The following is a 23,156-nucleotide window of genomic DNA, read 5'->3' on the forward strand; positions in this document are numbered from 1 at the left end:
GGGCGGCGGCTGCCCGGCGGAGCCATCGTGATCCGTCATGATCCTTGAGAGCGACGAGTCTTGACCGCCTGACCGCGTCGTTGTCGCCCAAGCCCTCCCCCGGATCTCCCCAAGGCCGGGCCACGGTCGTGGGGACATCCGGGGAAGGCGGAGCCTCAGCGGAGGTCCGGCCCGCCGAGGGGGAGCGGCGGCAGTTGCTGCGGTGCCGCGAGGGTACTCGTGCCCGCCGCCGGGTCGCACAGGGTCTTGGCGATGAGCGAGCCGATCGGCTGTCCACTCGCCGAGTCGTCCTTGCCCACGTACGGGTTGTGCGACAGGGCGAACTGCCGGCGACCGTCGCGGCTGCCGAGCAGCAGGGTGCTCCAGCCGGGGAGGCTGCCGTCGTGGCCCCAGGCCGGTTCGCAGCCCGGGCCCAGGTCGACCTGGAGCACGCCGAGCCCGTACCGGCCGCCCTCGATCGTGGTCGGTACCGTGTCCGTCAGCGCGGCCATCTCGGCCGGCCGCAGCAGCTTGCCGCCGAACAGCGCGGCGTGGAAGCGGGTGAGGTCGGCGGTGGTCGAGATGCCATTGCCGGCCGCGTCCACGAGGGTCGGGTTGAACCCGGTGATGTCGGCGGGCCCGGCCGGCATGGCGAGGTACGCGTGGGCGTGCGGGCCGCGGAGGCCGCTCTCGGAGCCCGGGAACACCGTGTTGTCCAGGTGCAGGGGCCGGACGATCCGGCGCTCGACCTCGCGCTGCCAACTGTGCCCGGTGACCTTCTGGATGATCATTCCGGCGAGGACGTAGTTGGTGTTGGCGTAGTGCCAGCCCTGCCCGGGCGCGAAGTACGGCTGGTGCTCGGCGGAGATGGCGGCCAACTGCTCCGGCTTGTAGTCCCGGTAGCGCGTCGTCCCGTACGCGTAGTCCTGCAGGTCGGCCTCGGTCCTGGTCTTGAACCGCTCGTCGTCCGTGTAGTTGAACAGGCCGCTGGTGTGGTTCAGCAACTGCCGGACGGTGATCGCCCCGCCGTTCGGGACGACCCCCGGCAGATGCTGCTCGACCGGGTCGTCCAGGCGGAGCCGGCCCTCCCCGACCAGCTGGAGGACGACCGTCGACACGAAGGTCTTCGTCACGCTGCCCATCCGGAACCGGCCGTCCGGCTTGGCGGGCTGTCCGGTGGCGAGGTCGGCGGTCCCGGCGGCGCCCCGCCACGGGGAGCGGCCGGGGATGCGGATCTCCGCGAGCGCGGCGGTCATCCCGCCGTGGTCCACGAGGTCCCGCAGCTCCTGCTGTCCGTCGACGCGCGGGCGGCGCGCCTCCGCCGACGTGGCCGCCCCGTCCGCCGCTGTCGCCACCGCTGCCGGGGCGAGTGCGACGACGGTGGCCCCGGCCAGGGCGACGGCGGCGAGCCGCTTCCCCAGCCGGCCACGCCGGTGCGATGTCCGAGCCTGAACGATGGTCATGGTTCCCGCCCCTTCCCGCCCGGCGGCCCCGGGCCGTCAGCCCCATGATCACACCCGCCGTACGCCCCGCACGTCCTCCTCCGGGGGCAGCGGCGTGCATCGGCGGCGGGGATGACATCGAATCAAATCATCGTCAGGTTGCTTGACTTGGTCTTTCGGCCCGGCCGTGCCGCCGGCCGTGCCGCCGGGGTGGACCGGTGTTGCCTGATTGTTCGATCGTACGTGAATATACGTACTATCAGTCGTGGCCTCACCGAGACCGAGGAGCACCTCCGCATGCCCGTGACACCGATCGCTCCCGCCCGCCCGGGCTGGACGCTGGTCCTGCTGGCCCTGGGACAGGCCGTCTTCGCCCTGGACCTCAACATCGTCTTCGTCGCCTTACCCGAGATCGGCACCGACCTCGGCTTCCCGGGCCAGACCCAGCAACTCGTGGTCAGCGCCTACGTCGTGTTCGCCGGGGGCTTCCTGCTGCTCGGGGGCCGCGCCTGTGACCTGCTCGGGCGGCGGCGGGTGTTCGTCGGCGCGCTGGTGCTCTACGCGCTGTCCTCGCTGGCCGGAGGGCTGGCCCGGTCGCCCGAGGTCATCGTGGCCGCCCGGGTCGTCCAGGGGATCGGCGGGGCGCTGCTGCTGCCGTCGATCCTCTCCCTGGTCAACACGCTGTTCGAGGAGGGGCCGCGGCGCAACCGCGCGCTCGCCGTCTGGGGCGGCGCGGGCGCCAGCGGGCTGACCCTGGGCGCACTGCTCGGCGGGGTGCTCACCCAGGGCTTCGGCTGGCCGGCGGTCTTCTTCGTCAACGTGCCGCTGGCCGGGGCCATCGCGCTCGCCGCCGTGTTCGTCATCCCGCCCGACCCGGCGCGGACGGAGCGCCGCCGCTTCGACCTGCCGGGGGCGCTGACCGTGACGGCGGGCGCCACGCTCCTGGTCTTCGCGCTGGTCGAGGGCCCCGAGCGCGGCTGGGCCGACCCGTGGATCCTCGGTGCCCTCGCCGCCGCGCTCGTCCTGCTCGCCGCCTTCGCCGTGGTCGAGACCCGCAGCGCCGACCCGCTGATGCCGTTCCGGCTGTTCCGCAACCGCAGCCTGAGCGCCGGTGCGGCGATCACCTTCCTCTACATGGCCACCTTCGGCGTCCTGCCGTACTTCCTCACCGTGCTGCTGCAGAGCGTGCACGGCTACAGCGCGCTGCAGAGCGGACTCGCCTTCCTCGCCCCCTCGCTCGCGATCGCCGCCGGCACCCAGCTCGGTGAGCGGCTCACCACCCGGGCGGGCCTGCGGCCCACCCTGCTCGGCGGGTTCGCGGTCGGCGCCGTCGGGACCGCCGCGCTGGCCGCGGGGTTCGACGCGGACGCCGGCTACCTCGCGCTGCTGCCCGGGCTGGTGGTCTCCGGCGTCGGCCAGGGCGTGGTCTGGACGGCCATGTGGATCGCGGCGGCCGCCGGGACCGCCGCGCATGAGCAGGGCATCGCCGGCGGCGCCGCGTCGACCACGATGAACCTCGGCAACGCGATCGGCCTCGCGCTGTTCACCGTCGTCGCCGACGCGGGCACCGACGGGCTGAGTGGTGAGGGGCTGGCCCGCGCCACGGCGGACGGCGGGTTCCTGGTGGTCCTGCTCACGGCGGGGGGCATGCTGCTGGGCCTGCTGCTCGCGCTGACCCTGCGCCCGGCGCGCGCGGACGCCGCCACGGCCGTTGCCCCCGACTGCCCCATGGCCGTGTCGGGTTGACCGCCCCTCGCGTGGGCGGCCTGGGCCGGACGGTGCTTCCACCGTCCGGCCCAGGCCGCCCGTCGTCCCCGGACCCGGCCGGTCACCCCGCAGGCCGCCCGGCCGGTCGCCGCGCCCGGGGGTCGGGCCAGGAGAGGGCGAGTTCCGCGGAACGCAACCGTCGCCGCGTACCGAACCGGCCCGGAGAGCATTCGTGATCACTCGGTGTGATCAAGTGCATTCACCGAATGGCTCGGCTGAATAACGATGCACATGTGACATGTCACAGGCTATTGATGCGCGGTCGGTCGTGTGAGACGGTTCGTCACGCGCTTCGACGGCCTCCCTCCCCCCACGCCCGAGGCGCGTTCATATGCCCTTCCCCCACGAAGGAATGACGATGCGTCTACTCTCACGCATGCCCAGACTGCTGTCCGCAGTCGCCGCGGCAGGTGCCACTCTGCTCGGCATGGCCGCCGGCCCGAACCTGGCAGTCGCCGCCCCCACTCCCGCACCGGCCATATCGAGCCAGCACCGGGCCGCCGAAGGCTCGTCGGAGGTGCCCGGCAGCCCGTTCGCCGATCCCGAGAGCCCCGCCGCGCCGCAGGCCCGCCCGCTCACGGCCGCACAGCTGCCGCTGGTCAACCCGCTGTCCGTCACGGCGCCGGCGGAGACCGGCGCTGACAAGGGCCTGGCCAAGGCCGCACCGCGTGCGCTCGCGGCGGAGCCGGTCGCCGCCCAGTCGTGCACCCCGGCCGACTTCGCCGGCCGGACCGGGGCCGCCCTGGTCTCCTACGTCAAGGCCTCGACCCCCAAGTGCATCGGCTCGCTGTTCCAGCTCGGCGGCAGCCCGTACGCCTCGGCCCTGTTCCGCCAGAGCCAGATGGCGACGATGGCCGACGCCTTCCAGAGCGCCGCCGCCTCCTACCCCGGCGACAACTCCGCCGCCACCTGGCAGGTCGTCCTGTACCTGCGCGCGGGCTACTACGTGCAGGACAAGGACCTCGCGCACGTCGGCCCCTACGACGCGACGCTGACCGCTGCCGTGACCCGCGGCATCGACGCCTTCCTGGCCGGCCCGCACGCCGCGGACGTCACCGACGCGAACGGCCAGGTCGCGAACGACGTCATCATCCTCACCGACAGCGCCGGGCAGCAGGGCCGCTACCTGAACACCTACCGGCAGCTGCTGAACGGCTACACCAGCGCGTACGACAGCTCGAAGAACCTGCTCACCTACGTCAACAGCGCCCTCTCCGCGCTGGACCGGGGGCACGAGAGCAAGTCCTTCGTCGACGCGGTGACCGCGGACCCGGGCATCATCGATACCCTCGACGCGTTCACCCGCAACCACCACGACCTGCTCGGAACCTACCCCGGCTTCCTGGTCTCCAACGCGGCCATCGAGCTGACCCGGTTCGTGACGTACCCGGCGTTCCAGGCCAGGATCCGCCCGCTGGCCAAGGCCCTGCTCGACAGCTCGTCGATGACCGGCCCCACCGCCGCGCTGTGGGTCGGCACGGCCAACACGGCCGCGGACTTCGACAAGGGCCAGTGCTCCTACTACGGCGTCTGCGACCTGAAGCAGCGGCTGGCCAAGGCCGTGCTGCCGATGAGGCAGACCTGCAACGCCACCCTCACCGTCCTGGCCCAGGACCTCACCGCGGCCGAACTCGCCGCCGTCTGCGCCGACCTCAAGGGTGAGGACGCGTACTTCCACGGCCTCGTCCGCGACAACGGCCCCATCCCCGGCCAGTACGAGTCGTCCGTGCAGCTCGTGGTCTTCGCGAGCCAGGGCGACTACCAGACCTACGCCGGCGCGATGTACGGCGCGAACACCAACAACGGCGGGGTCACCCTGACCGGGACCCCGACCGACCCGGCCAACCAGCCGGTCTCCCTGATGTACCGGCACCCGAACGAGAACGGCTTCACCGCCCGGATCTGGAACCTCAACCACGAGTACGCCCACGTCCTGGACGCCCGCTACAACCTCAAGGGCGACTTCTACCAGCAGACCAGCGTGCCCGACCTGTGGTGGATCGAGGGCGTCGCCGAGTACGTCTCCTACACCTACCGCGGTGCCACCGACCTCAACGCGGTCTCCGAGGCCCCCAAGCACACCTACGCGCTCAGCACCCTGCTCCAGAGCACGTACCTGAACAGCGACGTCGTCCGCACCTACCACTGGGGCTACCTGGCCGCCCGCTACATGATCGAGCGGTTCCCGGGCGTCGTCCAGACCATGCTCGGCCTCTTCCGCACCGGCGACTACGCCCGCGGCTACGCCTACTACAACTCCATCAGCACCGGTTACGACGGCGACTTCACCCGGTGGGTCGACACCTGCGCCACCGACACCTGCCTCACCGCGGGCATCCCGAAGGCGGCCTTCGACGCCACGGTGCGGGACCTGAACGTCCAGCTGACCGACCGCTCCACCGAGACCGCCGGCAAGGGCAGCATCACCGGCTGGGCCTGGAACTTCGGCGACGGCACCACCGGTACCGCGGCCTCCCCGTCGAAGTCCTACCGCGCTGCCGGTACCTACACGGTCACCCTCACCGTCACCGACAGCAACGGCAAGACGGCCACCACGACCCGGACCGTCACCGTCACCGCCCCGGCCGCACCGGCGGCCTGCACCGACCCCGACGCCCGGAAGCTGGACTACAACTGCTTCCGCACCGGCCGCTCGGCCGACGCCGGAAGCTTGGACCAGATGTACATCTACATGCCGGCCGGTACCACCACCCTGACCGTCTCCACCACCGGCGGCACCGGGACCGCCTACCTCTACTACAGCCCGGACCGCTGGGCCTCCACCACGGACTACGCCGCCTCCTCCAGGAACAGCGGCACCACCCAGACCGTGACCGTCACCAACACCACGGCCGGCTACCGCTACATCACCCTCTACGGCAAGACCGCCTTCAGCGGCGTCACCGTCACCACCCAGTACTGACGCGGCACCCGGCCACCGTGTGAACGGCCCGGGGCGGACGGTGGAGACGCCGTCCGCCCCGGGCCGCCGCGCTCAGTCGGCGGAGGAGTCCTGCCGCTGGTCGTCGCGGGCGCCGGACAGCACGGCGTCGAGCAGGCCGGGGTAGCGGGCGTCGAGGTCCTCGCGGCGCAGGTGGAGGATGTTCTCCCGGCCCGAGGGCTGCTGGTGGATGACGCCGCTGTCGCGCAGCACCCGCCAGTGGTGGGTCATCGTCGACTTGGCGGTGATGCCGATCGCGGCGAGCACGCTCCCGCAGTTGTGCTCCCCGCCGCCGTTCAGGACGCGGACGGCGGAGAGGCGGACGGGGTTGCCGAGAGCGGTCAGGACGTGTTCGATCCGGATCTGCTCGCGGGCGGGATGGCGGTAGCTCATGACCCCACCGTAACGCGAGGATTGACGGCAGCCGCCGGCCCGGCGCCGGTCGGTCGGCATGCACCGGCCGGTCCGACGCCCGCCCGCCGCACACCCGGGGGCGGGCGTGGGGCGGGCCGGACGTCGGCGGGCTCAGGAGTGGATGCCCTGGCCCGGCGTCAGGATCCCGGCCGGGTCGAACCGGTGCTTGGCGGCCACCGCGCGCCCCCACTGGGTGCCGTAGTGGCGGCGCCACTCGGCGGGCGTCACGTCCGGGATCGCGCCGATCAGGTACCGCTTGCCGCCGAGTCGCACCGCCAGGTCGTGCAGTCGGCGGTTGCGCCGCAGCGCGGCGGCGTGGTCGGCGCCAGGGAACGGGAAGGACAGCAGGTCGAAGTGGAAGCCGACGGGCTCCTTCGGCATCACGGTCATCGGGCGGGTGAACACGTCGGTGCGGAACGGGTAGAAGAGCAGCAGGCCGGCGCCCAGGTCCTCCGGCGTCAGCATCGCGGTGGCCTCGCGCATGAACGTTTCGGTGGTCGAGGCCGGCAGGAACAGGCTCAGCCACGGCTTGGGCTGCGACCAGAGGCCGGCCGCCTTCAGGTACCCGGCGAAGGCGTCCACCCGGAACGCGTACTCGCGCGCCGTCTGGTCGATGAACGTCGTGTCGGCCGCCACGCAGCGCAGGCCGCGCACCAGCTTCGCCCGGTCCGGCGCGGCGGTGCCGTCGTAGTGGACGACGCCCTCCACCTTGTAGCGCCAGCCGGTGCCGGCGGCGTTGCGCGAGACATCGCCGACGTGCAGGTCGAAGCGCCGCTCCAGCATCAGCTTCCGCTGGTCCGCGAGGTAGTCGGCCAGGTCGTCGTAGAACAGGTTGAGCACCAGCGCCCGCTCGCGGGCCCGTACCAGGCGCAGGGTGGCCCGGACGATGATGCCGGCCTGGCCGCCGCCGCCCAGCACGGCCTCGAACAGCTCGCGGTTGGCGCTCGCCGAGGCGGTCACCAGCTCACCGGTGCCGGTGACCACGTCCACCGACTCGACCGTGTCCACCTGGAAGCCGAAGCGCTGCACACCGCCGCCGATGCCGCCGACGCTCAGCGTGCCGCCGACCGACAGGTGGAGGTAGTCCGTCAGGCTGGGCGGCATCCAGCCCTGGGCGAGCGCGGCGTCGGTCAGCTGCGCCCAGGTGACACCGGCCTCGACCACGGCGCGGCCCGGGGTGATCCGGACGATGCGGTTCAGCCCGCGCGAGTCGATCGCGACGCCGCCGCGCACCTCGGCCTGGCCGTAGCTGGAGTGCGACTCCAGCTCCGCGGCGCTGCCGGTGCCGCTCTGGCCGTTCATCGCGACCGGGATGCGGTGGCGGCGGGCGAAGCCGACCAGGGTGGCGACGTCACGCACCGAGCCCGGGTGCAGCACGGCGCGCGGCGCGGCGGTCACCAGGTGTCCGAAGTCCCCGCCGAACCGGTCCAGCGTCCCGGCGTCGGTCACCAGGCTCCCGTCCAGCGGGGGCAGCGCGGCGAGGGAGGCGTCGGCGGTGGCCCCGGCCGCGCCGGCGGGGGCGTCGGCTGCGGCCCCGGAGGGGGCCTCCACGGCCCAGGAACGGCCGACGGTGTTCCAGCCGATGACGGTGGCCGCCGCGCCGACGATCACGCTGCGACGGGGCAGGGATGACTTGCTCATTACAGATAACTCCGATCAATCGTCATATGAGCAGTGTTGTATCGCAGTCGCCGCGTACACGCGCAATGGGCCGGACCTGAACACTTCGGTGACGTTCCGTCCCGGGCGTCACCGCGTCCGGGACGGGGGCGGTCTACACCACTGTCGGGACGGGTGCAAGATCCGGACAGTCGCGACACTCCGCCGTCATGTCCCTGACCAGCGGAAGGCGTCGGCTGACGGGGCGCCGGCGGCCGGGGGCGGTGGCCGGAAACCCGGTTGTCCGGCTGTGGTGATCGAGAGAGAGTGGAGTCGTCGGGATCAAGGGAACGACAACCGAGGGCGAGCTGGGCCTGGGAGAGCCCAAGGGCCTGTAAAGCCCCCGCTTCGGCTGTGGTGGTTCGAATCCATCCTCGCCCACCTCGGACCGCCCCGGGCCGTACCACGGCCCGGGGCGGCGTGCGTCCGGTCCCCGCGGGCAGCTGATCCACACCGGACCGGCACCGGATAGGCTCGGCCGCATGTTCGTTCTGGAGCTGACCTACACCGCGCCGCTCGACCGCATCGACGCCCTGCTGCCCGCCCACGTCGAGTGGCTCGGCCGGCACTACGAGGCCGGCACCTTCCTCGCCTCCGGCCGCAAGGTGCCGCGGGACGGCGGCATCATCCTCGCGGTGGGGGAGGACCGGGCGGCGGTCGAGGCGCTGGTGCGCACCGACCCGTTCGCCGTCGAGGGCCTGGTCGAGTACCGCGTGACGGAGTTCCTCGCCACCACCGTCGCCCCCGTCCTGGAAGCCCACCGGCAGCAGCTCCCCGCCTGATCCCGGCCTGATCCCCCGCCTGATGCCCGACTGATCCTCCGTCCGGCCGTCCACGGGGTCCGGGCCGCCGCCCCGCCGACGCCGCCCAGCCGGCGCCGAGCCACCGGCCCGGACGGCCCGCCCCGGTTCGGAGCCCGGTCGCACACTGGCTACGATCGGTGAGCACGGGGCAAGGAAGCGCCGGGCCGCGGTCCGGCGCACGGCGAGAAATCCAGTGGGAGTAGACGATGGCACACGCACGGGCCGGGCAGCCGGCGCAGCCGGGCGACCTGGTGGACGTGGCGCGGCTGGTGACGGCGTACTACACGCTGCACCCGGACCCGGAGGAGCCGGGCCAGCGGGTCGCGTTCGGTACCTCGGGCCACCGCGGTTCCTCGCTGGACGCGGCGTTCAACGAGGACCACATCGCCGCCACCACCCAGGCGATCTGCGAGTACCGCGCGGCCCAGGGCATCACCGGCCCGCTGTTCCTCGGCGCCGACACCCACGCGCTGTCCGAGCCCGCCCGGGCCACCGCGGTCGAGGTGCTGGCGGCGAACGGCGTGACCGTCCTGCTGGACAGCGCCGACGGCTACACCCCGACCCCCGCCGTGTCGCACGCGATCCTGACCCACAACCGGCGCAGCCCGCAGTCGCTCGCGGACGGCATCGTCGTCACCCCCTCGCACAACCCGCCCCGCGACGGCGGCTTCAAGTACAACCCGCCGAGCGGCGGCCCGGCCGGCTCGGAGGCCACCGGCTGGATCCAGGACCGTGCCAACGCCCTGATCCGCGAGGGCCTGCGCGGCGTCAAGCGGGTCCCGTACGCGCGCGCCCTGGCCGCCGCCACCACCGGCCGCCACGACTACCTCACCGCCTACACCGAGGACCTCGTCTCCGTCCTCGACCTGGACGCGGTCCGCGCTGCCGGCCTGCGGATCGGCGCCGACCCGCTGGGCGGCGCGTCCGTCGCCTACTGGGGCCGGATCGCCGAGACCCACCGCCTCGACCTGACCGTGGTCAACCCGGCCACCGACCCGACCTGGCGCTTCATGACGCTGGACTGGGACGGCAAGATCCGGATGGACTGCTCCTCGCCCGCCGCGATGGCCTCGCTGATCGCCCGCCGCGACGAGTACGCCATCGCCACCGGCAACGACGCCGACGCCGACCGGCACGGCATCGTCACCCCGGACGGCGGTCTGATGAACCCCAACCACTACCTGGCGGTCGCCGTCGACTACCTCTACCGCCACCGCGCCGAGTGGCCGGTGGACGCGGCCGTCGGCAAGACGCTGGTCTCCTCCTCGATGCTCGACCGGGTCGCCGCCGACCTCAAGCGCGAACTGGTCGAGGTGCCGGTCGGCTTCAAGTGGTTCGTCGACGGCCTGCTGGAGGGCTCGATCGCCTTCGGCGGCGAGGAGTCGGCCGGCGCGTCGTTCCTGCGCCGTGACGGCGGGGTGTGGACCACGGACAAGGACGGCATCCTGCTCGCCCTGCTCGCCGCCGAGATCACCGCCGTGACCGGCCGCACCCCGAGCGAGTACTACCGCGACCTCACCGACCGCTTCGGCGCCCCCTCCTACGCCCGCGTCGACGCCCCGGCGGACCGGGAGCAGAAGGCGCTGCTGTCCCGCCTGTCGGCCGAGCAGGTCACGGCCGGTGACCTCGCCGGCGAGCCGGTCACCGCCGTGCTCACCGAGGCCCCGGGCAACGGCGCGGCCATCGGCGGCATCAAGGTGTGCACCGAGAACGCCTGGTTCGCCGCCCGTCCGTCCGGCACCGAGGACGTGTACAAGATCTACGCCGAGTCCTTCCACGGCCCCGAGCACCTCGCCCGGGTCCAGGAGGAGGCGCGCACCCTGGTCAACGGCGTGCTCGCCGCCGGTCCGGCGAACGGCTGATCCGCGCAGCACCGCGACGGCCGCGGCCCCGGTGGGTGACCCGCCGGGGCCGCGGCCCGGTGTTCGGGCGGGGACGGTCTCCGGCCGCCGGCGACCCGGCCCGCGGCCGGCCGAGCTCAACGCGCCCGCGCGGCGATGGTTACGGAATTCCCATGGGCAGCACCGGGTGCCGGGCGCCCGCGAGGCATTGTCCGGGAGCCCGGCAGACCCCGTACGGGGGCTGCCCGTCGGCTGGCGGCCATGGGTCGGCCATGGGTCGACCCCGGTCCCGCGACGGGTCGGCAACGGGTCAACTACGGTTCAGCGTACGGCTGATGCCGGCCAGGACCGCCGTCGTGAGCAGCCAGCCGAGGGCGATGAGGGAGTAGCCGAACCACTGCTGGGCCCCGGTCCAGTACCAGGCGGTGCGCTGGCCGAGGCCGCCGATGGGGATCAGCAGGTCGAGGGTGTAGACGAGCGGGCTGAACGGGACGCTCTCGCCGGCCTTGACCTCGTGGGGCGTGCCGTGGCGGAAGACCAGGGTGCCGAGCAGCGCGAGGCAGGCCAGCCACAGCCCGGCCTGCCAGGGGCGGTAGCCGTAGCCGACGGTGGCGTCCAGCAGGCGGCCCCAGAGCCGGCCGGGTGCGCCCAGGGTGCGGCGGCGACGGCGTTGCTTCGCGAGGAGCACCCGCCGGGCGTCGTCGTCGTGGCCGATCCTCCGGTACCAGGCGGCGAGTTGCTCGTAGGGCTGGGGGGAGTAGCCGGGGAGCGCGGCCAGCCAGGCCAGCCGGCGGGCGACGGGTTCGGGGGCGGGGGTGGAGGTCTGGAGGGAGGCGTAGGTGAAGCCGTCCAGGCGGGTGTCGGCCGGCCAGCTGTGCTCGTTGTCGTGCAGGACGACGGTCTGCGCGTCCTGGAGGTCGACCGTGCCGATCGGGAGGGCGGCCGGGGTGAGCCGGAGGTCGCCGGCGGTCAGTCGGTTTCCGTCCAGGGCCACCGCGCCGCAGCCGTCCAGCACGGCGGCGTCGAGCGAGAGCCTGCTGCGGATCGCCGCGCCCGGGAGGCGGATCGAGCCGTTGGCGGTGAAGCCGCGGGCGAGGACGAGGGTGGAGGCGGTGAGGTCGTCGCCGGTGAACGCGTCGCCGCCGTGGTTGTCGATCCGGGCCCGCTCCATGAACAGCCCGCCGTTGAACCGGGCGCCGACCAGCCGCAGGCCGCCGCGGGCGTGGAACCCGCCGCGGGCGAAGCAGCCGCCGTCCATCACCAGGCCGCCCGCCCAGAGCGCCCAGACGCCCGGGGCACGCGCCGGGTCCGGGACCGGGACCGCGCCATCGGCACCGTCCGCACCGTCCGCGCTGTCCGTGCCGTCGGCGCCGAGCAGTTCGGTGGCGGTGAGCCGGGCGCCGCTGAGCCGCAGTTCGCCGGTGATCTGGGCCCGGGTGAGGGTCAGCCGCCCGTCGAGGACCGAGTTCTCGAAGAAGAGGTTGCCGTCGACCTTCAGCAGCCATCCGTCCAGCCCGGGTATCCGGCAGCCGCTCAGGCTGGTGGAGCGCAGCGTCGCGTCCCGCAGTACCACCTCCTCCTCGAAGTAGCAGTTCTCGAGGCGGAGTTCGCCGGCCGCCGCCAGTCCGCGCAGGTCGAGGCGCCCGGCGACGCGGGCGCCGATCAGGTACAGCGTCCGGACCGGGCCGACCGGTCCGGCGCTGCCGAGCAGGGCGGTCGTGATCGCCTCGGCGCGCACCGTGCGTGCCTCGCCCCAGGCCGCGCCGCCGACCGGATCGTCCGCGGCCGGGTCGCCGCTGCGCAGGTCCACCGCCGCGCCCGTGGCGCAGGCGTCCCACACCCGCCGTTCCGGTCCGGTCAGGTCCTGGTACGTCAGCATTCCGCCCCCTCGGTGTGATCATCCGCGGAGGCAGCCTAGTAGGGCGACCGACCGCGTCCGCAGTCGCGGCTCCGGGCCGCGGAGGGGAGGACCCGACCCTCCGCGCGCGCCGCATGGGGGCTTCGCTGGAGGGGAATCACCACGGGGTGAACAGCTGGGGGTACGGGCGGGGTTGGTACTACGGGCGGCTGCCCGGCTGGCTGCGCGGACTGGTCGTCCTCGCGGCCGGGTGGGGAGTCCTTCTCTGCGGTCAGGAGGTCGCCGAAGGGTACCGGGCAACCATGGTGTACCGGGCCGCGTCGGCCTGCGAGGTCGGGAACCAGGAGGGGGAGGGGAACGACGGGGAGGAGTGCGTGGGGCGCCGGGCGGTCACGGTGCTCGACCGTCGGCAGGGCGAGCACTGCACCTCCAACGGCGGCGGCGCGGGCGGTGCGGAGATCGGTGGTGGCGTGGGCGGTACCTCGTGCACGCCGTACCACGAGGTGAAGGTCGAGTGGCCCGGCCGGATCGCCTGGCTGGACGTCTCGTCGGCGACGTACGACGAGGTCCGCGCGGGAGACCCCGCCGAGGTCCGGCTGTGGCGCGACGAGGTGGTGGCACTGAAGGTGCGCGGCCACACGCACTCCTACGCGCCCTCCTCGGAGAGCGGGGTCCTGATGTGGATCGCGCTGGGCTGCCTGATCCTGGCGGCGGGCGCGTGGGGAGCGGTGAGCGGGCGGCTCTCGGGCCTGATCGCCTTCCCCAACTTCGGCTGGCTCTTCGTGGCCGTCGGGGTCGGAATGCTCGGCTCCATGGCGCTGTTCGGCGGACCCCTGCTGCTCTGGGGCTTCATGATCCTGTGGACCGGGTTCGCGGTCTTCTGGATCACGGGCGCCTGGCGGATGAGGTGACGGCCCCGGTGCGGCCCGCCGCCTGTCCCGGGTGCGGGGCCGCACCCGGGACAGGCGCTCGGACCCGCTCTACGGCGCCTCGTCCGGTTCCGCGCCGGGCGCGGCGTCGGGCGTGGCTGCGGGCGCGGTGTCGGCGAGGGTCCGCAGCTCGCCGGCCTCGCGCGGCAGGCCGTTGACGTCCAGCACCTCGCACAGGTTGGGCTTGAACTCCCAGGCCCCGGTGCTGTCGGCGATCGCCCGGATCACGGTGCGCTGCGCGTCCGTGAGCGGCTCGCCGTCGTCGTAGGCCTCGGTCGGGAAGACGATGTCGAGCAGGGCGTTGGCGACGGAGACGGCGTCGATGGCGTTGACCTCGTCCAGCACGGCGCACAGCTCGGCCAGCAGGGGTTCGGCCTGCTCGGACGGCAGGAGCGCCAGGGCGGTGGCCGCGTCGGTGGCCGGGTCGCCCGAGCCGAGGTACAGGTCGGCGAAGCCGGCGGCGTCCAGATCGCCGCGGAGCGCCTCGACGAGGGGCCCGGCGCCGGGACGGGCGGGGGAGCGGTGGGTGCGCACCCAGGTCAGGGCGGCACAGAAGCGGAGCAGCGGATCGTCGTCGGCGAGGTGCCGCTCCAGTGCCCGCAGGGTGTCGGGGCCCGCCTCGTGCAGGGCCAGGCCGAGCAGGATCTCCGCGCGGATCCGGGATTCGGGTTCGACGGTGAGGCGCCCGTGCAGGGCCTTCGCCGCCGCGTCTCCCGGCGCCGCGGCGAGCAGGACGACGGCGAGGCGACGGATCCCGGCGTCCTCGTGGGCGGCCTGGCCGGTCCAGGTCGGGACCGTGTCGGCGAGCACGGTGTAGACCTCGTGGTAGGCGGACTCGGCGCCGTGGTCGGCGAAGTGCTCGTCCGGGTCGGTGTCGTCGGCGGGAAGATCGGCGAGGATGCGCTTGAGTTCCCGGGCGGCTCCGAGGCTGCCGTCGCGCGTCGCGATGTCGGTCAGGAACTCCAGCAGCGCGGTCCGGGGTCCGGCATCGTCGACGCGGTCGGCCAGCGCCGCCATGTACCGGAACGCCGGACCGGTGGCCACCGTGATGGTGTGCTGGTGCAGCAGCAGGTCGGACAGCTCGCCCAGAGCCAGGTAGAAGGCCTCCGGGTCGCCGACGGCCAGGCCCTTGAGCAGGAACGGCACGTCCTCCGGGTCGCCGTAGAAGGTTTCGAGACCTTCCCACGGCACCTCCTCGACGCCGTGCAGCTCGCTCGGCACGGGCGCCGCGCGCCAGGTGTGGAGGGCGCGGGCGGCCGTGCCGAGGTCCTCGTCGCGGGCGAGGTCGAGGCCCTCGAACGTCACGGTGCCCAGCTCGGTGCGGGCGCGGGTGCGGGTGCCGTCGGTACCGGTGTCGGTGTCGAACACGCGCCAGTCCCCGACCGGGCCGCCACGGATGCCGGGCTCGACGTACCCCTCGGCGATGACCGCCCCGCCGGCGTCCACGGCGCGCCACAGTTCGACCGCCGCCCCGTCGACCGTGACGTCGGTGGGCATGACGTCCGCCGCCCGGGTGCCGTCGGCTCCGTACCAGCGCTCGGTGACGAGCACGCCGTCCCGCTCGGTGCGTTCGGCGCGGAGGGCGCCGTCGGCGTGGAACCGGCGCTGGACGATGCTGCCGTCGGCGGGCCACTCCTGCTCCCGCCGGGGCACCCCGTCCTTGTACTCGCGATCCAACAGCGTTGCGCCGTCCGGCCGGTAGCGCTTCAGCCGGTACGGGGTGCTGGCGTTCAGGTACTTCCTGCGCTCCACCTGTCGGCCGTCGGCGAAGTCGGCCTCCTCGTAGCCGTGGTAGAAGCTGTCGGGTTTGTAGTAGCTCGGCCCCTCCGTGTCGGAGGTGCTCTCCCACGCCTGCTCCCACAGTCGCCACGTCCCGACCGCGGCCCCGGTCGTCCCGTCGACGGCGCCGTCGACGAACGCGAGCAGGCCCGCCACCCACGCCGCGTCCTCGGGCACGCCGGTGGACGGCACCGCGGGCGGGGTCCGCACCTCGGCCAGTTGCCCGGCCTCGGGCGGCTCCGACCGCAGCAGCCGCAACGCCAGCTCCGGCAGGCCCTCGAAGGCGGCGTGCCGGGCCGCGCCCGGGGAGGCGCCGAGTCCCGCCTCCAGGCACAGCGCGACCGACGCGGCGTCGCCGTCGCGGGCGGCCTCGATCAGCGGGGAGGTCTTGGCGTCGCCCCGGGGGAAGCGGGCGACCTCCCGGCCGTCGCGGTTGTAGACGAGCCGGTCCGCCGTGCCGTCCCCCGTCCAGTGCCGGGCCACGCCTTCGAGGACGCCGTCCTGCCGCCAGCGGGGAGCCGACCACTCGCCGTCCGGCCAGAAGGTGGCGGGCTCCGGCACACCGGCCGGACGCTCCGGCACCGGCCCGCCCTCGTTGGTCACCTCGGTGCCGTCGGCGGCGAAGCAGGCCTGACGGATCCGCGTGCCCTGCTCGTCGTACTCCTGGACCACGGTTCGGAGGACCGGGTCCAGGTCGTCGAACGAGAACGGGTCGCGGCTCGGGAGGTCGCAGCGGTGGCCGGTGACCGTGACCGGCACGCCGTCGCGGTGCTCGGCACGGACGGCCAGGGTGCCGTCGTCGTGGTAGCGCAGCATCGTGCCGTGGCGCCTGCCGTCACGCCAGTTGCTCTCCTCCAGCGGCGTCCCGTCGGGGCGCCACAGCTGCCACCGGCCGGTGAGCGCGTCGCCGTCACGCTCTCCGACCGCCCACGCCGGCCACTTCGGGCCGCCCTCGTAGAGCTCCCACTCCTCGAGGTACTCGGCCTCCGGGGGGACGCACGCGGGCCGGTCGGCCGCGGAGTCCGCGGTCCCGGCCACCGGGCCTCCCGGTATCTCCCCGGGGTGGGCCCCGGCACCATCGACATGCAGATCGTCAGACATGGCCCGTATGGAAGCACCTTCCACCGACATGTCGCATCCTGGGGTGCCCTCGGTGGAGTTGACGATGTGTCACAAGCCGGTGGGCGTCGACGATCCCGGGCGTCCTCGCGGGAGCGGCGGCCCGTGGGCCGACCGCTGCGGCGTCCGGGCGGGGCGAGGCCGTTCCGGGGCGTTCGCCGAGGAGCAGGACGAGCGCGACGAGTCCGGAGACGACCGCCACCAGCACGGCGAGGGCGAGGGCCCCGCAGCCGCCGGTCCGTCGGCCGGGCGGCTGCTCGCCGTGGGGCTCCCCGGTGTTGCTCCTGCTCCCGGTCCCGGCCCGCGCGCGTCCGGTGGCAGCGGCGCCGGTGCGCTCGGGGTGCGCGGGTCGCCCGGGCGGCGCGGGCCGCTCCGGCACGTCCACCGCGAACGCCGCGCAGGCCGCGCCCAGGCGCTCCGGGAGCGCGGAGACCCGCAGCGCCACCCCGACCCGCGCGTGCGGCGTGCCCTGCACCTGCCCCGCCGCACCGGCCCCGGGGACACCGAACCGGGAGGCGATGTCCGGGCCCAGCCCGACCAGGTCGAACGGCACCGTGTACCGCAGTTCGATCCGGCGGGTAGCGCTGGAGGGCAGCGGCTCCTCGACGGCCCGCCGGTCGAAGTCCAGCCGCCCCCGGACGGGTTCGACGGGGTCGATCCGGAAACCGGTCGGCTGCGGCCCGGCGTTGTGCACGAGCAGGTCCAGGAGGACCGTGCCGCCGGCGGTCCCGAACCGGCGCGGCGGTTCGCACCAGGCCCGCACACCCGCGTCCGGTCCGGCCCGCAGATCGGTGCCGCAGTACTCGCCCGGGCAGTAGCGGCCGAGCCGCTCGGCGCCGTCGGTGCGGCTGCCGCACAGTTCGCAGTGGAGCGCCATCGTCGTCCCCTCCGTCCCGGTGGGCCCCGCCCCGCCCCGGGGGTACCCGGCCACCCGCCGGAACAACCGCTGCCGCCGGGACCGCAACCGCCCCGTGACCGGGCGCGGCCCGTCCGCCCGGCCCGTGACCGGCGCGGCGCGTCCGCCGTAACGCCGTCAGGTCGCCGCCCCGGCGGTGGCGGGCTGTTCGGCGTCCCCGAAGCGGGCCAGGGTGAGCGCCCCGAACACCGCCGCCGCGAAGCCGAGGACGGCGAGCGGTTCGAGGTCGTGGCGGGTGTGGTCGCCGAGCAACAGCACGCCGACGACGGCCGGGCCCACCGTCTCACCGAGCACCATGGCCGCCGTCGCCGCCGTGACCGACCCGTTCTGCATCGCCCAGGTCAGCGCCGCGAACCCGCCCAGCCCGGCGAACGCGACGGCGTAGGCGGCCGGTTCGGTCAGCAGGTCCGGGAACCGGGCGTCCGGCAGCACCCGCACGGCGACACCGACCACACCGAACTGCAGGCCGGCGACCAGCCCCAGCAGCGGTGCCCGCCGACTCCCGCCGAGCCGTACCGCCGCCCAGCCCGCGCCGATCAGCAGCACCGAGCAGATCAGCGTACCGAGCCGCAGCGCCGGGGTGCCGTGGCCGGGGCCGTCGCGCCCGGCGCTGACCGCGAGCACGCAGAGCCCGGCGCACACCGACGCCACCCCGACCCACTCGCTGCGCCGCAGCCGCACGTCCAGCACCCGGGCCGCACCGACGGCGGTCACCGCGAGCGCCGAGGCGAGCACCGCCTCCACCTCGTACAGCGGCAGCCGGGCCAGCGCGAGGAGTTCGGCGCCGAACCCGAGCATGTCCATCCCCACCCCGGCGAGGAAGGGCCACTGCCGGAACGCCCCCGCCAACGCGGCGGCCCCGCCGGGCCGCTGCCCGGCCGCGGCCCGACGGGCCCCGACCGCCTGGAGCACGGTGGCGGACCCGGTGAGCAGGGCGGCGGCCAGCGCCGCCAGCAGGCCGAAGAGCATGCGCCGACCGTACGGGCCCGCCCCGCTCCGGCGCGGGTGCGGCACGCCGGGCGCGATGGGCCGTCGACCTGCTCGCGGATCCCGGCCGACAGACTCTCCCACCAACCGGTCGTCGCAGCCTGGCGGCGTCTAGGGTGCGGGTGACGCACGGTGCGTCCGACCCTCCCCGGCGTCGCGAGCAAGATCGGGAGCACGGTGTGCAGTTGTTCGATATGACGGACGTTCCGGAGACCGAGGACGTGGCCGCGTGGCTCGCGTACGCGGAGCGGTTGACGGCGGCGGGGGATCCTCGGGGTGAGGCGATCCGGCTGGAGTGCGGGGGCGGCGACCGGTCGGCCGAGGCCTATGCGGAGGTGGAGCGGCACCTGGGGCTGGACGCGCTGCGGGCGGACGGGTCGTGGCAGTTCAGCTGGTCGCGGGGCTTCCTCGACGAGGCGTCCTTCCGGTTGGCGCCGGGCGGACGGTCGGGGCGTCGGGAGCTGGTGGAACGCCTCCTGACGTGGCATCCGGTGGACGTCGACTCGGTGGACGTCGACGTGGACGACCCCGAGCAGTGGGAGGGCGTGCTGGCCGGCGCCCTGCTCGCCCACTCCGCGAGCCGCCGGCTGCGGGCGCTCGACCTCCGGCTGACCGACTACCACCACTCCGCCGGACGGGTCGCGTCCGCGCTCGCCGGCTCGGTGCGGCCCAGGCTGGAGCGGCTGTCGTTCGGCTACGGCTTCGAGCACCTCTTCGAGGACGGCGAGGGGTCGGCCGGCAGCCGCATCGACCCGATGGAGCACCACGGCGAGGGGCTGGTACGGACGGAGATCTGGGAGGCGTTGCCGGCGCTGCGCACCCTGGAACTGGAGGGAGCGTTCCTGTTCTCGTCGGTGGACCACGAGGGCCTGACCCGGCTGCGGACCCGGGGCGCCGTGATCTCCGACGGTTCGCTCTTCCTGCCGGGGCGGCTCCCCGAGCTGACATCCCTGGAACTGGAGCAGGAGACCGACGTCTTCGGGGTCGCGTGTTCCGTGGACCAACTGGACGCCCTCGCGGACGCGGCGCGGTGGTACCCCAAGCTCAGGAACCTCGACCTCGGCGGGGTTGAGTTCGACGCCCCGTCCTCCGACGTGCTCGCAGCCCTCGCCCAGTCCCCGCTGCTGCCGCAGCTCGAAGCCCTGACGGTCCGCGACCTCGCGATACCGGCGGCGGGCGCGGCCGACCTCGCACCCCATTTCGCCCACCTCACGCTGCGGGCGGCGGGCACCGTCGCCGTCGAGAGCGCGGACGAGGAAGAGGCCCGCCGCGTGCTGTGCGTTGAGTGACGACCAGGTACCTCGACCCGCCGCCCGCCGCTGGCCACATCATCGACCTCTCGCCCCTGGAGCCACTCCAAGCTGCCGACCGTCAACGAACGCACGGCCATCCCCGCTGGTGCCAACGGCCGGAACGATGACCACCTCCCCTGACCGGTCCCACCGCCGCCTGAACACCCGCTGTGAGCGGAACCCGCGCCCACACCGACGCGCGACAACACTGGTCTCCCTTCGACTGACGCCAGCACCTACCACCCATCGACCAACCCGAACCGCATCCCGCCCACCCATGTCATTGGCATGGTTGGTCGGGCGGATTCCTCTCCCGTGATCTCCCCAGGCCCATCCCCGCACGCGCGGGGAGCAGTCGACCGGGTCGATCCGGCGCTCGGCGGCGACGGGACCATCCCCGCACGCGCGGGGAGCAGCCGAGAAATTGGTTCTCACCGGGGAGCGCGTAGGGACCATCCCCGCACGCGCGGGGAGCAGATCACGTCCGCCGACCAGCCGTCCGCCTCCGGGGGACCATCCCCGCACGCGCGGGGAGCAGCACGCCAAGGCCCGCACCCGCCACTCCCTCGGGGGACCATCCCCGCACGCGCGGGGAGCAGGCCACAGTGTGAGGAGACATCAGTATGACCAAGGGACCATCCCCGCACGCGCGGGGAGCAGCTGCTCGGCGCGGCCCTGCTGTTCACCCTGCCCGGACCATCCCCGCACGCGCGGGGAGCAGCTGAGCCGAGCTACTACACGACCGCCGAGAAGGGGACCATCCCCGCACGCGCGGGGAGCAGGGGTAGTGGTGCAGCTGACGCCTCTGCTGGTCGGGACCATCCCCGCACGCGCGGGGAGCAGTCGAAGCTCCATCGGCCCTCTTTTTCCGGCAAAGGACCATCCCCGCACGCGCGGGGAGCAGCGGGACGGTCTTCTCCTCGGCCTTCCACTTGCCGGGACCATCCCCGCACGCGCGGGGAGCAGTCGGGGTAACGGCGCTTGTGCGCGCTCATGGTGGGACCATCCCCGCACGCGCGGGGAGCAGAGTTCGTGAGCTGCGGGTCTATGCGGGAGTGGGGCGGGATTCTGCAACTTGTTGGGAATCGGGCATTTCGGGCCTTCGGGATGCTTTGTGGTGGGTGCGTCAGAACTCTATCCAGGGATGGGTGAACGCGGCCGGTGGTTGTGTCGGGTTGATGTGATTTTCCGTGAGGCCGCCGGGTGCGGAGGGCGCCGTAAGCAGGCATGCGGAGCCGCCAACTGGGAAGCGGGTGACGGAGGGCGTGACCGGTCGGCGGGCGACCTCTGTCGACCCTCGGAAGCGGCTGCGCCCTCGGATGAGCCGAGACCTCGTCGGCGGTCAGTCGTCGAGCGACGAGGAGCCGGTGGCTGCGGAGTGGTCGGGGGTGCGCTCGCGGGCGGTGCGGCAGGGGAGGTGACGCGTGAGGGCGTCGCTGCAGTTGGCGGCGGCCATCCGTTGCACCAGACCGGCCAGGCGTGTGACCAGCGGGCGCAGCCGAGCCCGCAGGGCGGCGTCGGCGCGGCCGTCGAAGCGCTCGACGGCGGAGCAGATACGGGTGACGAAAAGTGCGGTACCGCGAACGGCGCGGCGGACGTGGTTCACGCGAGTGCAACCGGTCGGTCACCCGACCGGTTCCGGCCCACGGCCGGGTGGCCGATGGAAGAGAAGCTGGCGCGCGCCCGGCGCGCCTGGTCCGCGCCCGCGCGGGCCGTCCCGGCGGGCGCGGCCGCGCCGGGACGGTCTGCCCGCCATCACGGTGCGCCGACGCTCTGTCGGCGACGGGAGGTCGAACACCGTGACGGTGAACACTTACAGGGCCGAAGAAACGGAGGGCGATCGTGGTGCTCCGCCGGATTGCAACCGCCGGGCCACGGGGTCGGGCTGCCGAGGTCGACCCGCCCGCCGGATTGAGGACCGGCTCCATCGCGCCGCACCGTCGTTCGGTGTCAAGGCGGCAAGGGCGCGCCACCGTTCGCCCGCTTACCGGTCTGGTCCGATCCGCGTTGGTGAAGCGGTCTGTGTACTCCTGGGAGGCGACCGGGCCCCGGGGCCGCGCCGAGATGGCTGCTTTTGTTGCTGTCCGTCCGGACGGTCCCACGAGGAGCATCTGGCAGCTCTGCCGCAGCGGCAGGTCGCCGACCGGTGTTCAAGGGCACCATGATGCGGATCCACACCGCCCACTTCCCGCAGGTCAAGAAGCTCCAGCCTCGACCACCTGTCGTCGCTGCGGCGCGACGTCCTGGCACATCTGACGACCGGTACGTTCGTCGCGCAGGCGGAGAACGTGGTCTTGCTTGGCCCGCCCGGGATCGCCAAGAATCCACCTGGCCATCGGACTGGGAGTCAAGGCCGCACACGCCCGCTACTCGGTCCTGTTCGACACCGCCGACAATGGGATCAACTGCCTTCAGACAGTTCGGCAGGCTGCGTGCCTCGACGCCGAGGTGAAGAAGATCCTTCGCTACAAACTGATCATTATCGACAAGGTCGCGGAGGATCTTCCAGGTCTTCATCCGGGCGAAGACGTACTCGACTTGGGTGTGACCTGTGTTGCCGCGGCCTGAGCGCTAGCAGTGGGCCGATGTGGTCGATGATGCGGTCGGCCGCCGATTTGGACACCCCGACGAGCGGCGCGAGCTGCCGCAGCATCAGGTTGGTGCGGCCCCGGCGCACCGTGTCGGCTCCCTCGGGGCGGAGCATCGTGATCAGCTTCTGGAAGTCGCGTGATCCCAGCCCGGTGAACGGAGCTATCCAGGACGGCTGCGGCGCCGTGATCACACCAGCCGCGGAAAAATCATCCCACCGCTTCAGGGTCCTCTTGCGCCAGTGCGGCCCGGCACCGCTCCACCTGCCCGGCCACCTGCTCCATGAACCAGCGCATGATCTCGTACGGGATGATGTGCTCGTCGTGGCTGTGGATGTGGACGGTCGGCTCCAGATCCGGATCCTCGTCGGGAATCACCGCCACGAGGAAGGCGGCTCCAGGGAGGTGGGGAACGGTGTTGGGGATCTCGGCCCACGAGGCCGGCGCCGGGACGGCCTCGCTCAGCTCCACGCACCAGGCGTCGTCGGGCAAGGCGTAGTGGAACTGGACGGCGTAGTGACGACCCGCATGTTCTCGCAGCTCCGGCATGCCCGCAGGCTGCCACAGCCGTCTGGCTGGAGTCGCGCGAATATCGGGCGCGGCCGACTGGTCGCCGCCCGGCCTGTCCCTCAGCAACTCGACCAGCAGTTACGGGACAGCCCTTGGCCTGGCAATCACCGGCCGGGTCTCGGCGCATCCGGATAGAGTTCCCCCATATCCATCATGAAGAGTCCCGAAGGCCCGATAGGAGGTTTCCCCCGGAACGTGGACACCCTGGACACTTGGATCGTGATGATCCGGAGAACAGGAGTTCCCGTTGGGGACGTATAAGTACTCGGCTG

The 23,156-nt window shown here is 73.3% G+C and carries 16 protein-coding genes, 1 tRNA gene, 1 pseudogene and 1 CRISPR repeat array; of the genes and pseudogenes, 8 read left to right on the forward strand and 10 right to left on the reverse strand.

The annotated features are described in order from the left end of the window. Positions 1-155 precede the first annotated feature (155 nt). Positions 156-1,442 carry a serine hydrolase domain-containing protein gene (locus ACFVUH_RS25810; RefSeq protein ID WP_387915559.1) on the reverse strand — a complete coding sequence of 429 codons (1,287 nt, stop codon included), beginning with the start codon at positions 1,440-1,442 and terminating at the stop codon, positions 156-158. Between the two features lie 276 nt (positions 1,443-1,718). Here ACFVUH_RS25810 and ACFVUH_RS25815 point away from each other — a divergent pair, with 276 nt between their 5' ends. Next, entirely contained in the window at positions 1,719-3,167 is a 1,449-nt protein-coding gene (locus tag ACFVUH_RS25815; RefSeq protein WP_387915560.1) for an MFS transporter, read from the forward strand. A 397-nt stretch (positions 3,168-3,564) separates the two neighbouring features. Next, entirely contained in the window at positions 3,565-6,111 is a 2,547-nt protein-coding gene (locus ACFVUH_RS25820; RefSeq protein ID WP_387915561.1) for a collagenase, read from the forward strand. Between the two features lie 72 nt (positions 6,112-6,183). Here ACFVUH_RS25820 and ACFVUH_RS25825 read toward each other — a convergent pair whose 3' ends face one another. Together ACFVUH_RS25825 and ACFVUH_RS25830 are read right to left on the reverse strand one after the other, a co-directional pair. Beyond that, positions 6,184-6,522, reverse strand: a complete 339-nt coding sequence (locus tag ACFVUH_RS25825) for an ArsR/SmtB family transcription factor (protein ID WP_387915562.1) — start codon at positions 6,520-6,522, stop codon at positions 6,184-6,186. A gap of 132 nt (positions 6,523-6,654) precedes the next feature. Beyond that, positions 6,655-8,184, reverse strand: a complete 1,530-nt coding sequence (locus ACFVUH_RS25830) for an FAD-binding protein (protein WP_355359300.1) — start codon at positions 8,182-8,184, stop codon at positions 6,655-6,657. A 319-nt stretch (positions 8,185-8,503) separates the two neighbouring features. On the opposite strand from ACFVUH_RS25830, the gene ACFVUH_RS25835 reads away from it, so the two are divergent. From ACFVUH_RS25835 to pgm, 3 genes are all read left to right on the forward strand, one after another. Next, positions 8,504-8,583: transfer RNA gene (locus ACFVUH_RS25835), tRNA-Tyr, on the forward strand. A gap of 101 nt (positions 8,584-8,684) precedes the next feature. Further along, on the forward strand, positions 8,685-8,984 hold the full coding sequence (locus ACFVUH_RS25840) for a YciI family protein (protein ID WP_355359303.1): 300 nt from the start codon (positions 8,685-8,687) through the stop codon (positions 8,982-8,984). Between the two features lie 227 nt (positions 8,985-9,211). Next, entirely contained in the window at positions 9,212-10,867 is a 1,656-nt protein-coding gene (gene pgm / locus ACFVUH_RS25845) for a phosphoglucomutase (alpha-D-glucose-1,6-bisphosphate-dependent) (protein WP_387915563.1), read from the forward strand. Positions 10,868-11,156: 289 nt separating this feature from the next. Here pgm and ACFVUH_RS25850 read toward each other — a convergent pair whose 3' ends face one another. Next, positions 11,157-12,725: an oxidoreductase gene (locus ACFVUH_RS25850; RefSeq protein WP_387915564.1), complete on the reverse strand. Its 1,569-nt coding sequence runs from the start codon at positions 12,723-12,725 to the stop codon at positions 11,157-11,159. 146 nt (positions 12,726-12,871) lie between these two features. Between ACFVUH_RS25850 and ACFVUH_RS25855 the strand changes: the two genes are divergently transcribed. Next, positions 12,872-13,615 carry a hypothetical protein gene (locus ACFVUH_RS25855; RefSeq protein ID WP_387915565.1) on the forward strand — a complete coding sequence of 248 codons (744 nt, stop codon included), beginning with the start codon at positions 12,872-12,874 and terminating at the stop codon, positions 13,613-13,615. 69 nt (positions 13,616-13,684) lie between these two features. Here ACFVUH_RS25855 and ACFVUH_RS25860 read toward each other — a convergent pair whose 3' ends face one another. From ACFVUH_RS25860 to ACFVUH_RS25870, 3 genes are all read right to left on the reverse strand, one after another. Continuing rightward, positions 13,685-16,450 (reverse strand): toxin-antitoxin system YwqK family antitoxin, encoded by a 2,766-nt coding sequence (locus ACFVUH_RS25860; protein ID WP_387915566.1) that lies wholly within the window; start codon positions 16,448-16,450, stop codon positions 13,685-13,687. Positions 16,451-16,505: 55 nt separating this feature from the next. After that, entirely contained in the window at positions 16,506-17,408 is a 903-nt protein-coding gene (locus ACFVUH_RS25865) for a hypothetical protein (RefSeq protein ID WP_387915567.1), read from the reverse strand. A gap of 156 nt (positions 17,409-17,564) precedes the next feature. Further along, the gene (locus ACFVUH_RS25870) at positions 17,565-18,416 is read right to left on the reverse strand and encodes a hypothetical protein (protein ID WP_387915568.1); all 852 of its coding nucleotides are present in this window, start codon (positions 18,414-18,416) and stop codon (positions 17,565-17,567) included. 197 nt (positions 18,417-18,613) lie between these two features. Here ACFVUH_RS25870 and ACFVUH_RS25875 point away from each other — a divergent pair, with 197 nt between their 5' ends. Further along, the gene (locus ACFVUH_RS25875; RefSeq protein WP_387915569.1) at positions 18,614-19,723 is read left to right on the forward strand and encodes a hypothetical protein; all 1,110 of its coding nucleotides are present in this window, start codon (positions 18,614-18,616) and stop codon (positions 19,721-19,723) included. A gap of 329 nt (positions 19,724-20,052) precedes the next feature. Continuing rightward, positions 20,053-20,753: a CRISPR direct-repeat array (repeat unit 28 nt; unit sequence GGACCATCCCCGCACGCGCGGGGAGCAG). A gap of 315 nt (positions 20,754-21,068) precedes the next feature. On the opposite strand, the gene ACFVUH_RS25880 is transcribed toward ACFVUH_RS25875, so the two are convergent. Next, entirely contained in the window at positions 21,069-21,332 is a 264-nt protein-coding gene (locus ACFVUH_RS25880) for a hypothetical protein (RefSeq protein WP_387915570.1), read from the reverse strand. 692 nt (positions 21,333-22,024) lie between these two features. Between ACFVUH_RS25880 and ACFVUH_RS25885 the strand changes: the two genes are divergently transcribed. Further along, positions 22,025-22,294 (forward strand): ATP-binding protein, encoded by a 270-nt coding sequence (locus tag ACFVUH_RS25885; protein ID WP_387915571.1) that lies wholly within the window; start codon positions 22,025-22,027, stop codon positions 22,292-22,294. Here the strand turns inward: ACFVUH_RS25885 and ACFVUH_RS25890 are convergent. Both ACFVUH_RS25890 and ACFVUH_RS25895 read right to left on the reverse strand, forming a co-directional pair. After that, positions 22,281-22,541, reverse strand: a pseudogene (locus ACFVUH_RS25890) (hypothetical protein); the annotation flags it as partial. The gene ACFVUH_RS25885 and the pseudogene ACFVUH_RS25890 overlap by 14 nt on opposite strands. Beyond that, positions 22,525-22,863: a hypothetical protein gene (locus ACFVUH_RS25895; protein ID WP_387915572.1), complete on the reverse strand. Its 339-nt coding sequence runs from the start codon at positions 22,861-22,863 to the stop codon at positions 22,525-22,527. The pseudogene ACFVUH_RS25890 and the gene ACFVUH_RS25895, both read right to left, overlap by 17 nt. Positions 22,864-23,156: the final 293 nt, after the last annotated feature.

The organism is Kitasatospora sp. NPDC058032, from assembly GCF_042885845.1.
Lineage (GTDB): Bacteria > Actinomycetota > Actinomycetes > Streptomycetales > Streptomycetaceae > Kitasatospora.

Coding starts and splice junctions, on each gene's coding strand:
- ACFVUH_RS25810 (WP_387915559.1), bottom strand. CDS start 1,442: ATGACCATCGTTCAGGCTCGGACATCGCACCGGCGTGGCCGGCTGGGG.
- ACFVUH_RS25815 (WP_387915560.1), top strand. CDS start 1,719: ATGCCCGTGACACCGATCGCTCCCGCCCGCCCGGGCTGGACGCTGGTC.
- ACFVUH_RS25820 (WP_387915561.1), top strand. CDS start 3,565: ATGCCCAGACTGCTGTCCGCAGTCGCCGCGGCAGGTGCCACTCTGCTC.
- ACFVUH_RS25825 (WP_387915562.1), bottom strand. CDS start 6,522: ATGAGCTACCGCCATCCCGCCCGCGAGCAGATCCGGATCGAACACGTC.
- ACFVUH_RS25830 (WP_355359300.1), bottom strand. CDS start 8,184: ATGAGCAAGTCATCCCTGCCCCGTCGCAGCGTGATCGTCGGCGCGGCG.
- ACFVUH_RS25840 (WP_355359303.1), top strand. CDS start 8,685: ATGTTCGTTCTGGAGCTGACCTACACCGCGCCGCTCGACCGCATCGAC.
- pgm (WP_387915563.1), top strand. CDS start 9,212: ATGGCACACGCACGGGCCGGGCAGCCGGCGCAGCCGGGCGACCTGGTG.
- ACFVUH_RS25850 (WP_387915564.1), bottom strand. CDS start 12,725: ATGCTGACGTACCAGGACCTGACCGGACCGGAACGGCGGGTGTGGGAC.
- ACFVUH_RS25865 (WP_387915567.1), bottom strand. CDS start 17,408: ATGGCGCTCCACTGCGAACTGTGCGGCAGCCGCACCGACGGCGCCGAG.
- ACFVUH_RS25870 (WP_387915568.1), bottom strand. CDS start 18,416: ATGCTCTTCGGCCTGCTGGCGGCGCTGGCCGCCGCCCTGCTCACCGGG.
- ACFVUH_RS25895 (WP_387915572.1), bottom strand. CDS start 22,863: ATGCCGGAGCTGCGAGAACATGCGGGTCGTCACTACGCCGTCCAGTTC.